This is a genomic window from Streptosporangium roseum DSM 43021 (assembly GCF_000024865.1).
Taxonomy (GTDB): Bacteria; Actinomycetota; Actinomycetes; order Streptosporangiales; family Streptosporangiaceae; genus Streptosporangium; species Streptosporangium roseum.
Genome location: NC_013595.1, coordinates 1,899,578 through 1,912,504, shown reverse-complemented (window position 1 = coordinate 1,912,504; position 12,927 = coordinate 1,899,578). Strand labels below are relative to the sequence as shown.

The following is a 12,927-nucleotide window of genomic DNA, read 5'->3' as shown; positions in this document are numbered from 1 at the left end:
TCCGCGATCGACCTCCGAAGGAGCACCGGTGAGCCACAGGGACGGCACCCCCGACGGCGACGTGATCACGGTCGTCGGGGCCAGGACCCACAACCTGCGGAACGTCAGCGTCACTTTCCCCAAAAACAGGATCGTCGCCTTCACCGGTGTCAGCGGCAGCGGGAAGACCTCGCTCGCCATCGACACGGTGCACGCCGAGGCCCAGCTGAGGTATCTGAACGGCGTCTCGCCGTTCTTCCGCCAGTTCATCTCGCCCAGAAACCGCCCGCAGGTCGATCGGATCTCCGGACTGGGCGCGACCCTGGCGGTGGACCAGCGCCGGCTGAACCGCAACCCGCGCTCCACCCTCGGCAGCGTCACCGGGGTCGACGACTTCCTCGGCCTGCTGTTCGCCCGTATGCCGGCGCTGGGGCCCGAAGCCCGGGAGTTCCCCGAGCTACGCGGGCTGACCAGTGCTTATTTCGACAGGTACAGCATGGAAGGCCGGTGCAAGGCGTGCGGAGGCAGGGGCGTCGAGGTGCGCCCGGCCGAGGATCGGATCGTGACCCGGCCGGACCTGCCGTTGCTCGCGGGCGCCGGGACGTGGTTCGACCGGGCCAACTCCGGGGAGTTCTGGGCGCTGCCGGCCCTCGCCGAGCGGTACGGCGCGGACCTCGCTCTGCCCTGGCGCGAACTGCCGGAGGAGTTCCGGCGGGCGGTGCTCCACGGCACGGGTGACGGGCCGATCACCTACAAGATCACCACCAAGCAGCGGAAGGCGGGCGCCGATGTCACCGTCGAGCGCAGCGTGCCGTTGAGGGGAGCGGTCTCCGAGGTCTCCAGGCTTCACGACGCCGCGGGCACCGACGCGGCCAGAGAGCACTACGCCCGGTTCATGCGCCGGACCGGGTGCCCCCGCTGCGGCGGCACCGGCTTCGGCGAGGTCGGCCTGACGGTCAGGCTCGCCGGCCTGGCCTATCCCGAGGTGATCAGACTCCCCGTCGAGGATCTGCGCGGGTGGGTGGACACGATCGAACCGACGCTCACCCCGACGCAGCGGAAGGTGGCCGGCGACATCCTGCCCGGCCTGGCCCGCCGCGTGCGGCTGATGGTCGAGCTGGGGCTCGGGCACCTCCAGATCACCCGCAGCGCCCCGTCGATGTCGGGCGGCGAGCTCCAGCGGGCGCGGATCACCGCCCAGCTGAACACGGACCTGACCGGGATCGTCTTCGTCCTCGACGAGCCGGGGGCGGGCCTGCACCCCGCCGACAAGCACCCGCTGCGCGAGATCCTCCACGACCTGCGCGACGCGGGCAACACCGTCCTGCTCGTGGAGCACGACCCCGAGCTCATCGCCCTGGCCGACTGGGTGGTGGACCTCGGCCCCGGAGCCGGGCGCGAGGGCGGCAGGCTCGTCGCGTCCGCTCCGCCGTGGGAGCTGAGCCGCGACGGGCGGTCGATCACCGGCGCCTATCTCGGCGGACGCGGTCCCCGTGTCCGCCGGACCCGGCGCTCCGACCCCGCCACGACGCCCCGGCTCGGCCTGATCGGCGTCCAGGCGCACAACGTCCGCCTGGACCGGGTGGACATCCCCCTCCACGCGCTCACCTGCATCACCGGGGTCAGCGGCAGCGGCAAGAGCAGCCTGCTGCACGAGGCGCTCGGCGCGAGCCTCGACGCCGTGCTCCGCGGCGAGCGCCCGCGGGCCGTCGCCCGGATCGAAGGCGCCGGGCTGCTCGACTGGGTGACGGTCGTGGACCAGAACCCCATCGGCCGCACACCGCGTTCCAGCCCCGCCACCTACACCAAGGCGTTCGACACGATCCGCAGGCTCTACGCCTCCACTCCGGCGGCCAGGAGCCGCGGGCTCGGCGCGGGAGCGTTCTCCTTCAACTCCCGCGGAGGCCGGTGTGAGGCGTGTGCCGGCTACGGCAGGCGCCAGGTGGACATGCACTTCATGCCGGACATGTGGGTCGGGTGCGACGTCTGCGAAGGACGCCGCTTCACCCCCGAGCTGCTCGCCGTCACCTACCGCGGCAAGGCCGTCGACGAGGTGCTGGACATGACCGTGGACGAGGCGGCCGAGTTCTTCGGCGAACGCGCCGACCTCGCCGCGACGCTGCGCGCCGCCCAGCAGGCCGGTCTGGGCTATCTCCGGCTCGGCCAGAGCGCGACCGAGCTCTCCGGAGGCGAGGCGCAGCGCCTGAAGCTGGCCAACGCGATCATGCTGGGCGGCGGGAGCCGCGGCCGGGGCCTGGTGATCCTCGACGAGCCGGTCACCGGCCTGCACCCCTCCGACGTGCAGCGCGTGGTCGACGCGTTCGACACGCTGCTCGCGTGCGGCAACTCGGTCGTCATCGCCGAACACGACCTGCACGTGGCCGCCTGCGCCGACTGGATCGTCGACATGGGACCGGGCGCCGGCGACAGGGGCGGGCGGATCGTCAACGAGGGCCCTCCGGCGACGATCGCGGCGGGGCCCGGTGTGACCGCGGGATACCTGCGGCCCCTCCTCGCGGGCTGAGCGCCGGCGGCACGGCGACGGCCGGGTGAACGGCGCCGGCCACCATCGCGAGGGACGTGCCACGGCCGGATGACCGGCACCGGCTCCTGCCACGAGGAGCGTGCCGGAGCCGGGCGCCCCCGTCCCGGTGAGATCCGGGGGCAGGGGCTCAGGCCGGCATGCCGTAGGCCGCGCGGACCCGCAGGACGTGCTCGACCAGCGTGATGAGCGTGCCCTTGACGGAGTCGCGGGAGCGGGCGTCGGTGCGCACGATGGGAACGTGCGGGGCGAGGGCCAGGGCCTCCCGCACCTCCTCCTCCGTGTGCTGGAACTGCCCGTCCCAGCCGTTGACGCCGACCACGAAGGGGAGCTTGGCCTCCTCGAAGTAGTCGATCGCCGGGAAGCCGTCGGCCAGCCGCCGGGTGTCGATCAGGACGACCGCGCCGAGCGCGCCGCGGACCAGGTCGTCCCACATGAACCAGAACCGGTGCTGGCCGGGCGTGCCGAACAGGTAGAGGATCAGGTCCCGGTCCAGCGAGAGGCGTCCGAAGTCCATCGCGACCGTGGTCGTCGCCTTGTTCGGCGTGAGACCGAGGTCGTCGATGCCGGCGCTGGCGTCGGTCATCACCGCCTCCGTGGTCAGAGGGAGGATCTCCGACACGGCGCCCACGAACGTGGTCTTGCCGACGCCGAACCCGCCCGCCACGACGATCTTCGTCGATGTCAGGCCGCCATGGTTAGAGCCTGCGAAGTCCACTGAGAACCCTTTCAAGCATGTTGAGGTCCGGTTGTCCCTGTTCGAGACGTGGCTGGTGGAGACGGACGAGGCCCTCATCGGCCATGTCCGCCACCAGCACACGGGCCACCCCGAGCGGGACCCTCAGCAGCGCCGAGATCTCGGCGACCGACCGGAACGAACGGCACAGCCTGATGATGGCGTCCTGCTCGGGGGTGAGCAGCGCCAGCTCCTCCTCCATGATGAAGGAGGAGGAGACCAGCGTCTCCATCGCCATGTGATAGCGGGGCTCGGATCGGCCACCGGTGACCGCGTATGGACGGAACAGGGGCTCCTCGTCCCCGGTTCCGTCACTCCCGAGCACGTCCCTCTCCTGTGAAGAGCTCGGCCACTACCGCCCCCTGGAGGACTGCAGCTCGGCCCGGAGGGCCGGGGTGAGCACCTGGCCGGCCCGGTCGACGAGCAGGGTCATCTGGTAGGCCACCAGCCCCATGTCGCACTCGGGAGAGGCCAGTACGGCGAGCACGGAGCCGTCGCTGATCGCCATGACCAGCATCAGACCGCGCTCCATCTCGACCACCGTCTGGGTGACGGCCCCGCCCTCGAACACGCGGGACGCGCCCACGGTCAGGCTGAGCAGGCCCGCGGCGACGGCGGCGAGCTGGTCCGCGCGGTCGTCCGGGAACCCCTCCGAGCTGGCGATCCGCAATCCGTCCGCCGAGACGCACACCGCGTGCGCGACGCCGGGGGTGCCGCGGACGAACTCGGTGATCAGCCAGTCGAACCTACGCGCCTCATGGCTCAGGGTCGTCACGAGCCCTCCTCCCTATCCGCCAGGCTCCTGGCGGTGTCCTCGTTCAGTTCGGCACGGCCCCGCCGTACACCCTGCTGGAAACTCGACAAGCGGCTACGTACCCGTTCGGGCGAGAGAGACGGCATCGGGGTGGACGGCACGCTGGCCGCGGCGCCGGGCACCAGGTTGGCTTTGGGAGTCCGCTTGGGCAGGCCCGCCGAGGTGATCCCGCCGAGGGTGGGATCGCTCGCCGCCTGGGCCGCCTGCCACCCGGCGTCGGCCGGGGTCTGCCAGCCGCCCGCCTCCTGGGCCGCCACCGGCTCACGGACCGGCAGGCCGTCCGGGGGCGTGGGGGCCTCCTCGGCCTCCGAGCCCGGCGGGCCGGCCAGTGGGTCGGTCAACGGGTCGGTCAGCGGGGAGCCCGCGCGCTGCGCGCTCTCCCCCTCCCCGGCGGCGACGGCGTGCTCGCCGGTGTCCTCGGCCCGGCGGAACCAGGCCGACTCGATGGACGCGAAGATCGGCAGGAACTCCTCCTGCTCGGATTCGAGCGGGGAGACCCGTACGGCCGGCATCGACGCGGTCGCCGGGTCGTCCTGGGAGTTCTGTCCCCAGGGGGAGAAACCCGGGCTTGGAACGCTCCCGCCACCGCTCGCCCCGGGGACCGGGCGCTTGGGGAGGGGGAAGTCGCCGGCCGACGCCGGAGCGCCGGGCGGGCTCGCGGGGAGCGGCTGCCGGCGGTCCGGGAGCGGCTGGTCGCCGGGGAACGACGTGGAGCCGGACGGGAAGGCCTGCGGGTCGGGAGTGCGCCCGAACGAGGTCTGCCCGAACGAGGAGGCCGGGGGGATCGAGGCCTGCCCGAACGACGTCTGGCCGAAGGAGGTCTGGCCGAACGGCGTCTGCCCGAAGGGGTTCTGGTCCGGGGAAGGCTGCTGGGCCCGCGACTCGGCGCCCCACGACGGGGTGATGGACGGCGGCTGGATCGCCTCGACGATCAGCTCCGGCGGGAAGAGGACCATCGCGATGAGGCCGCCGACCTCCTGCGGGCGGAGCTGGACGCGGATGCCGTGGCGCAGGGCCAGCCGGCCGACCACGAACAGGCCCATCCGCCGTGACACCGAGACGTCGACGACGGGCGGGTCGGCCAGGCGCCGGTTGGTCTCGATCAGCTCCTCGGTGGTCATGCCGATGCCGGCGTCGCTGACCGCGAGCAGCGCGCCACCGCCCTCGATCATGCTGCTGGAGACCACGACCTGGCTGGCCCGGGGCGAGAACTGGATGGCGTTCTCCACCAGCTCGGCGACCAGGTGGACGATGTCGTTGGCGGCGCTCCCGGCGACCGAGATCGTGCGGTGCACCTTGACCTGGACCCGCTCGTAGTCCTCGACCTCCGACAGCGAGGCGCGCACGACGTCGACGAGCTTGGCCGGCTGGCTGCGCCTGCGGGTGGGCTCGTGACCGGCGAGGACCAGCAGGTTCTCGGAGTTGCGGCGCATGCGGGTGGCGAGGTGGTCGAGCTTGAACAGGTCCGCCAGGCGGCCGCCGTCCTCCTCGCCCTTCTCCAGGCCGTCGATCAGCGAGATCTGCCGCTCGACCAGGGTCTGGGTGCGGCGCGACAGGTTGACGAACATCGCGCTGATGTTGGAGCGGAGCTCGGACTCCTCGGCGGCCAGCCGTACGGCCTGCCGGTGGACCTCGTCGAAGGCCTTGGCGACCTCCCCGATCTCGTCCTTGGTGTCGACCGAGATGGAGGCGATCTCGGGGGTCTGGGAGTCTCCGGAGACCCGGAGCCTGCGCACGACCTCGGGGAGGGTGAATCCGGCGACGTCCAGTGCCTCGGCGCGCAGGCGGCGCAGCGGCAGGACCATCGAGCGGGCGATGACGACGGTGAGACCGAGGACCAGCAGGAGCAGGAGCAGGATGAGCCCGGACGCGATGATCGCGTTGCGCTGCTCGGTCTCCTCCAGCACCCGGGCCCGGGTGATCACGTCACCGGCGACCTTGACCTCGACCTTCCTCATCCGGTCGAGGATCGCGCCGTTGTCCGAGAACCACTGCTTGACCTCGTCGAAGTCGGAGAGCAGGCGCGCCTCGTTCCGCGGGTCGCTGGCCAACACGATCGCCCGGGACTTGGTCAGCTCGGCGCGGTGCACCTTCTCGTCGATCATGGCCTTGACGAGCAGCTGGCCGTTCTCCGGGCTCGCCTCGACGCCGAAGTCCGCCTTGTACTCCTCCATGCGCGACCGGGAGGCGATGAACTTCTCGATCTCCTGGGCGTTGACCAGGGAGGGCGCGTAGTAGCCGGCCAGCAGGCGGGCCCGCTGCTTGGAGACCTCCTCCTTGGCGTAGGCCAGCGCGCTGAGCGCACGGGTGTTGCCGATGATCTCCGGGTCGTCGCTGACCAGCGTGAGCTCCTCGTGGAGCTGGAGCAGCGGGGCGATCATGAGGCCGTACCGTTCCGTACGGTTCGTCCCCGGTATCTGGCGGAGCTCCTTCAGTCCGGAGAGCTGGTAGCCCACGTCCCTGGCGGCCTCGGCCGCCCGGACGCCGTAGGAGTCGTCGATCGCCTGCAGGTCGAGCCGGACCTTGCCGATCAGCGCGTCGACCGTCTTCTTCTGCGCCTCGGCGCTGTCCTTCAGCCCCTTGTTCGACGCCTGGAAGGAGGACCACGCACCCCGGTCACGTTCCAAACCGAGGGCCTGGGCCAGGTCGCGGATGTCTCCGGAGTAGTCGGCCGCCGAGGCGGTCCGCTGGTAGCCCGCCACGCTGTCGACGGAGGCGACCACGCGGGTGCCCGCGAGCACGACGCCCACCGCGGTCGGCACCAGGATCAGAGCCGTGAGGCGCGACCGCACACGCCAGTTCCGCAAGCCGAACCGGGCGGCAGGCCGCTTGCCGCGGTCGCGTGCCGAAGCACCGCCGCTCTCGGATGTCGCCGTCGTCACCGCTCTCGCTACCCCTCACCATCACGACATAAGTGGCCAACATCAGACCACAAGGTCACGGGACATAATCGGCATAACCGACAAACCGGACTTAATCGTTACGAAGGTGACAAGAGAACGATGGTCGATGGTTATCGCAGAGCGGCGAGCACCTGGTCCCGCACCTGTGCCCGCTGGGCCTCGTCGGTCAGAGGACGTCCAGCCCTGTCGACAACGTAGAAGACGTCCACCGCCTCTGCGCCGAGAGTCTCCACACGCGCGGCGCGTACGTCAAGACCACAGTCCCCAAAAGCTCTACCGATCCGCCACAACAGGCCGGGGCGGTCGTGCGCGCGCACCTCCACGACGGTGGCCGTGTTGGACGCGTCGTCCACCAGGGTGACCCGCGGTGGCGCCACCGGCACCCGGGCCGGGCGCAGCGACCGGGTCCTTCTGGCCAGGCGTTGCTCGATGTCGAGCCGGCCGGCCAGGACCAGCCGCAGATCGGCCTCCAGCGTCGCCGGATCGGGCGGCGAACCGTACTCGGGCACGACCGCGAACTCGATGACGGCGGTCGACCCCGCCGAGGCGGCCGAGGCCGCGCGGACCACCATCCGGTGGGCGGCGAGCACCCCGGCCGCGCGCCAGAGCAGCCCCGCCCTGTCGGGCGCGACCACGGTGACCGCTCCCCCGTTGACCCGTATGGCGCCGCCGCCGTGCCGGGCCAGGGACGCCTGCGCCGCCGAGAGCGCCGGCGCGGGCGGCAGCGGGGTGCCGGACAGCACCGAACGCACCCGGCGCACGAGGTCGGTGACCAGAGAGGCCTTCCAGGAGTTCCAGGCGGCCGGCCCGGTCGCGTTGCCGTCGGCCACGGCGAGGGCCGCCAGCAGTTCGAGGACCTCACGCGAGCCGACGGCCTCGGCCACCCGGGAGATCGTCACCGGGTCGTCCAGGTCGCGGCGGGTCGCCGTCTCCGGCAGCAGCAGGTGATGGCGGACCACGGTCTCCAGGATGTCCACGTCCGCCGGGGACAGGCCGATCCGGGTGCCGATGTCGCGGGCCACGACCGCGCCGGTGGTGGAGTGGTCGCCGGGCCAGCCCTTGCCGATGTCGTGCAGGAGCGCGGAGATGAGGAGCAGGTCGGGCCGGGACACCTCGCGGGTGAAGGAGGCGGCTCCGGCGGCGGCCTCGATCAGGTGCCGATCCACGGTGTAGCGGTGCACGGGGTTGCGCTGCGGGCGGTGCCGTACCCGCTCCCAGTCGGGCAGGAGCCGGACCAGCACCCCCGCCTGGTCCAGCTCCTCCCAGACCGGCACCGCCGCGCGTCCCGCGCCGAGCAGGGCGACCAGCGCGTCGCGGGCGTCGTCCGGCCACGGGACCGGGAGCGGCGGCGACTGGGCGGCCAGCGCGTTCACGGTGGCGGGCGCGAGGGGCAGCCCCGCCTCGGCGGCGGCCGCGGCGGCGCGGAGCACGAGCACGGGGTCCTTGCGCGGGTCGGCCCCGCGGGCGAGCACGACCTCGCCGCCGTGCTCGACGACGCCGTCGGCGAGCGGGCGGCGCCCCCTCGGGGCGGGGCCCGACAGCAGCCGGTCGACGGTGCGCCAGGTGGCGTCGAAGGCGTGCGCGACGGTACGGCCCGCCTCGGCGAGCCTGCGCATCAGCGCCTCGGCGTCGAGCAGGCCCAGCGTCCCGGCGACCGCGTCCTGCTCCTGGAGCACCAGCCGGTCGGCCCCCCGGGCGGTCACCAGGTGCAGGCTGTGCCGTATGTCGAGCAGGAGTTCGTAGGCCTCGCGGACCCGGGGGCCCGGGGCCGAGGCGACCCAGGCGGCGGCCACGGCCTGCATCGCCTGCACGTCGCGGATCCCGCCGCGTGAGTCCCTGAGGTCGGGTTCGAGCAGGAAGGCCAGCTCGCCGCTCGCCTCGGCGCGCTTGTCGGTGGCGTCGCGCAGCTCGCCCAGGCGGCGCCTGGAGTCGGCCCGCCATTCGGAGAGCACGCTCTCGCGCGCCGCGCGGGTCAGCTCGGGGTCGCCCGCCACGTGCCGGGCCTGGATCAGCCCGAGCACCGCCTTGAGATCGTCCCTCGCGACCGTGGCGGCCTCTTCCACGGTCCGCACCGAGTGGTCGAGGCCGACGCCGGAGTCCCAGACGGGGTACCAGACGCGGTCGGCGATGCGCGCCACGTCGTCCCGGCCGTTGTGCAGCAGGACCAGGTCCAGATCGCTGCCCGGGGCCAGCTCCGCGCGGCCCAGGCTCCCCACCGCGACGAGCGCGACACCGCTGAGGGCGCCACGCTCGTCGGCGGTCCTGTGCTCCCCGTTCTTCCCCGTGCGCCCGTACGGCGTGCCGCAGGCGGTCCGGAGCAGGTCCGTCAGCCACCGGTCGATGTCCGCGGCCCGTTCCTTGCGGGCCGCGGCGTACGAGCGCGTGTCGCCTCTCACCGGTCAGAGCGCCTCGGGTCCGCGCTCTCCGGTGCGGACCCGGACGACCGTGTCCACCGGAACGGACCAGACCTTGCCGTCGCCGATCTTGCCGGTCTGCGCGGCCTTGACGATGACGTCGATGACGTCCTCGGCGTCGTCCTCCTCGGCGAGCACCTCCAGCCGGACCTTGGGCACCAGGTCCACCTGGTACTCGGCGCCCCGGTAGACCTCGGTGTGACCGCGCTGGCGGCCGTACCCGCTGGCCTCGCTGACCGTCATGCCCTTGACGCCGAACTGCTCCAGGGCTGCCTTCACGTCATCGAGCTTGAAGGGCTTGATGACCGCGGTGATGAGTCTCATGCGCCGACCTTCTTGGACGCCGGGACGGCGGCCGTACCGTTGACGGCGGCCACGCCCGAGGAGTGGATGGTGCCGAGGTCGTAACCGGTCTCGGCGTGGGAGGTGATGTCGATGCCGGTGATCTCTTCCTCGGCTCCGATCCTGAAGCCCATTGTCTTGTCGATGACCTTGGCGATGATCCACGACACGACGAAGGAGTAGAGGCCGACCGCGACCGGCCCCAGCACCTGCACGCCGAGCTGGGAGAGCGGCCCCCCGAGGAGGATCCCCTTCTCCTGGCCGTCGGCGAACGGGTAGGCCGCGACGAAACCGAGCGCCACGGCGCCGACGACACCGCCGACCAGGTGGACGCCGACAACGTCGAGGGAGTCGTCGTAACCGAGCTTGTACTTCAGGCCGACCGCGTAGGCGCAGACGACACCGGCGATCGCGCCGATGACGAACGCCGCCCAGGGGTCGACGAAGCCGCAGGCCGGGGTGATGGCGACCAGACCGGCGACGGCGCCCGAGGCCACGCCGAGGCTGGTGGAGTGGCCGTCACGGAGCTTCTCCACCAGGAGCCAGGCACCGGCGGCGACCGCGGTGGCGATCTGGGTGTTGATGAACGCCAGGCCGGTCGTCCCGTCCACGGCGAGCTCGGAGCCGGCGTTGAAACCGAACCAGCCGAACCACAGCAGGCCGGCACCCAGCAGAACGAGCGTGAGGTTGTGGGGGCGCATCGGGTCCTTGCCCCAGCCGACACGCTTGCCGATCACGAGCGCGACCGCCAGGGCGGCGGCGCCGGCGTTGATGTGGACGACCGTGCCTCCGGCGAAGTCCTCGATGCCGAGGCTGCTCAGCCAGCCACCGCCCCACACCCAGTGGGCCACGGGGAAGTAGACGAGGCTCACCCAGACGATCCCGAAGACCACCCAGGCGCCGAACTTGACGCGGTCGGCGAGCGCGCCACTGATCAGGGCCACTGTGATGATCGCGAAGGTCATCTGGAACATGGAGAAGACCAGGCTCGGCATGCCCGTGCCGTCATCCTTCGTCGCGGTCTCCACCATCCCGGCCAGGCCGAGGTTGTCGAGACCGCCGATGAACTTGTTGACGATGCCCGTGCCGTCGCCGACGGCGTCGAAGGCCAGTGAGTGGCCGTAGAGAACCCAGGTGATCGTCACGACGATGATGCTGACCCACGACATCATCATCATGTTGAGAACGCTCTTGGCCCTGGTCATGCCCCCGTAGAAGAACGCGAGCCCAGGAGTCATCAGCAACACCAGCGCGGTGGCTGTGAGCATCCAAGCAGTGGTGCCGCCATCGATCTTCATTCGACGCGACCCTCCCTTACAAATGGCGTATGGCCGATTTCACGGTCGCAGTGAACGCTTCCTGGGCTCCGTCGACCGGCCGCGCACTGACGTTGCGCCAAAGCGTCTTCTTCCGCCGTTTCAGGTCTCAACCGTGCGTGTTTCGCATCTGTGAATCTCGGCCACGTGGTGTTTCGAGGGTGTTTCGGACGGGGTGGCTCCTGGTCGGAAGTTGACCGTAACTATGCTTAGGTATGCCTTACCTAAACCTCTAAGGGGATTCGATGACCATCCGCCTGGCCAAGGCCGCGGCTGCCGTACTGCTGTCCACCGTCGCCCTCGCGGCCTGCGGCTCCTCCGGCGGTGACCAGGCCGGCGCAGGTCCAACCCGCACGATCAAGCACGCGATGGGCGAGACGAAGGTGCCCGAAGCTCCCAAGCGGGTCATCGTTCTCGACACCGACAAGCTCGACACCATGGCCTCGCTGGGCCTCACGCCGGTCGGCGCGGCACAGGCAGCCGAAAACCAGGCCTGGCCGAAATACCTGGGCTCCGCACTGGACGCCACCAAGCCGGTCGGCACCCTCCAGGCACCCAACCTTGAGGCCATCACCGCGCTCAAGCCGGATCTGATCCTCGGCACGAAGTTCCGGCAGGAGCAGTTCTACGACAAGCTCAGCCGGATCGCGCCCACCGTGTTCACCGAGAAGGTCGGGATCACCTGGAAGGAGAACCTCCTGCTCGACGCCGACGCGCTGGGGAAGAAGGCGCAGGCGGAGAAGCTGCTCGCCGACTACCGGACCCGGGCGGGGTCACTGGGCGGCTCCGACGCGGTCGAGGTCAGCATCGTGCGCTTCATGCCCACCCAGATCCGGATGTACGGCCCCGAGTCGTTCAGCGGCATCGTCGTCGGCGACGCCGGTTTCGGCCGCCCCGAACCCCAGCGGCTGGCGGACGCCCAGGACAGGCGCTTCGACGAGCTGAGCCAGGAGAACCTCTCCCAGGCGGACGGCGACGTGCTCTTCTACAGCGCCTACGGCGACCAGGCGGCGCAGAGCCAGGCCACGGTCACCGGGGGCCCGCTCTGGAAGAACCTGCCGGTGGTCAAGGACGGCAAGGCCCACGGCGTGGACGACGAGACCTGGATGCTCGGCATCGGCGTCACCGCCGCCGGGAAGATCCTCGACGACCTGGAGAAGTTCGCCACGCCGTGACGGCCGGCACGGTCCCGGGCCGCGGGGGGCGGGGACCGGCCGTGGAGACCGCGGACGGCCACGCGGCGGCGACCATCACTAAAGGCAGTCATCTCACTACGATGAGTGACGGCGGCGTGGGCCTCCCACACCGCCGTCCGTGCCCGCGCCCCTGACGACCAGGAAGAGCGATGATCCGTTTCCTGCGTGCCGCCGTGCCGCTCGCCGCCGCCGGCGGCCTTCTGCTGACCGCCGTCCCCGCCCACGCCGGGGCCCTGCCCGCCGGGGAGTTCCAGATCTTCCTGTCGACGGACCCCACCCGCTGCGTGGGCTGGTCCCAGGACAGCCCGGTCACCCCGCTGATCACTCCCAAGAACCGGGCGTGCGACAGCGATCCCACGACCGTGTGGCATTACGACGCCCTCGCCCGGCACCTCGTCACCGGCGACGGGCGGTGCCTGGACGTCTGGGACGGTCCCGGGATCCTGGAGATCAAGCCCTGCGACGCCGGCCGCACCGCCCAGATGTGGGAGGCGAGCCCCACCCGCGTCAGCTGGAACAGCCTCCCCGACGGCTTCAACAGCATCCACCACCCCGGCCTGCCGGGACGCAACCTGCAGCTCTACGCGGGCGAGGGCAACAGCCTGGTGATCAGTGAGGGCGACGCCGGCGCCCCGGGCGAGGGCGACCGGCGTTTCGGATTCCGCGTGCTGCGGTAGGCCCCGGG

The 12,927-nt window shown here is 71.4% G+C and carries 10 protein-coding genes; 3 read left to right on the top strand and 7 right to left on the bottom strand.

What is annotated here, in order from left to right:
- The first annotated feature begins 28 nt into the window (after positions 1 to 28).
- The gene (locus tag SROS_RS08635) at positions 29 to 2,503 is read left to right on the top strand and encodes an excinuclease ABC subunit UvrA (RefSeq protein WP_012888527.1); all 2,475 of its coding nucleotides are present in this window, start codon (positions 29 to 31) and stop codon (positions 2,501 to 2,503) included.
- Positions 2,504 to 2,651: 148 nt separating this feature from the next.
- Here SROS_RS08635 and SROS_RS08630 read toward each other — a convergent pair whose 3' ends face one another.
- From SROS_RS08630 to SROS_RS08600, 7 genes are all read right to left on the bottom strand, one after another.
- A complete protein-coding gene (locus tag SROS_RS08630) occupies positions 2,652 to 3,239 on the bottom strand; it encodes a GTP-binding protein (protein WP_012888526.1) in 588 nt (195 codons plus the stop codon).
- Positions 3,220 to 3,582, bottom strand: a complete 363-nt coding sequence (locus SROS_RS08625; RefSeq protein WP_012888525.1) for a DUF742 domain-containing protein — start codon at positions 3,580 to 3,582, stop codon at positions 3,220 to 3,222. Before SROS_RS08625 ends, SROS_RS08630 begins: the two co-directional genes overlap by 20 nt.
- A 27-nt stretch (positions 3,583 to 3,609) precedes the next feature.
- Entirely contained in the window at positions 3,610 to 4,032 is a 423-nt protein-coding gene (locus SROS_RS08620) for a roadblock/LC7 domain-containing protein (protein WP_012888524.1), read from the bottom strand.
- Positions 4,029 to 6,863 carry a sensor histidine kinase gene (locus SROS_RS08615; protein WP_043651605.1) on the bottom strand — a complete coding sequence of 945 codons (2,835 nt, stop codon included), beginning with the start codon at positions 6,861 to 6,863 and terminating at the stop codon, positions 4,029 to 4,031. The genes SROS_RS08620 and SROS_RS08615 overlap by 4 nt, the downstream gene beginning before the upstream one ends.
- A 221-nt stretch (positions 6,864 to 7,084) precedes the next feature.
- Entirely contained in the window at positions 7,085 to 9,370 is a 2,286-nt protein-coding gene (locus SROS_RS08610; RefSeq protein WP_012888522.1) for a [protein-PII] uridylyltransferase, read from the bottom strand.
- Positions 9,371 to 9,373: 3 nt separating this feature from the next.
- Positions 9,374 to 9,712, bottom strand: a complete 339-nt coding sequence (locus SROS_RS08605; RefSeq protein ID WP_012888521.1) for a P-II family nitrogen regulator — start codon at positions 9,710 to 9,712, stop codon at positions 9,374 to 9,376.
- Positions 9,709 to 11,028, bottom strand: a complete 1,320-nt coding sequence (locus SROS_RS08600) for an ammonium transporter (RefSeq protein ID WP_012888520.1) — start codon at positions 11,026 to 11,028, stop codon at positions 9,709 to 9,711. The genes SROS_RS08605 and SROS_RS08600 overlap by 4 nt, the downstream gene beginning before the upstream one ends.
- A 263-nt stretch (positions 11,029 to 11,291) precedes the next feature.
- On the opposite strand from SROS_RS08600, the gene SROS_RS08595 reads away from it, so the two are divergent.
- Together SROS_RS08595 and SROS_RS08590 are read left to right on the top strand one after the other, a co-directional pair.
- Positions 11,292 to 12,221, top strand: coding sequence for an ABC transporter substrate-binding protein (locus SROS_RS08595; protein ID WP_012888519.1), 930 nt, complete (start codon positions 11,292 to 11,294; stop codon positions 12,219 to 12,221).
- A gap of 170 nt (positions 12,222 to 12,391) precedes the next feature.
- Positions 12,392 to 12,919, top strand: a complete 528-nt coding sequence (locus SROS_RS08590; protein ID WP_012888518.1) for an RICIN domain-containing protein — start codon at positions 12,392 to 12,394, stop codon at positions 12,917 to 12,919.
- Positions 12,920 to 12,927 lie beyond the last annotated feature (8 nt).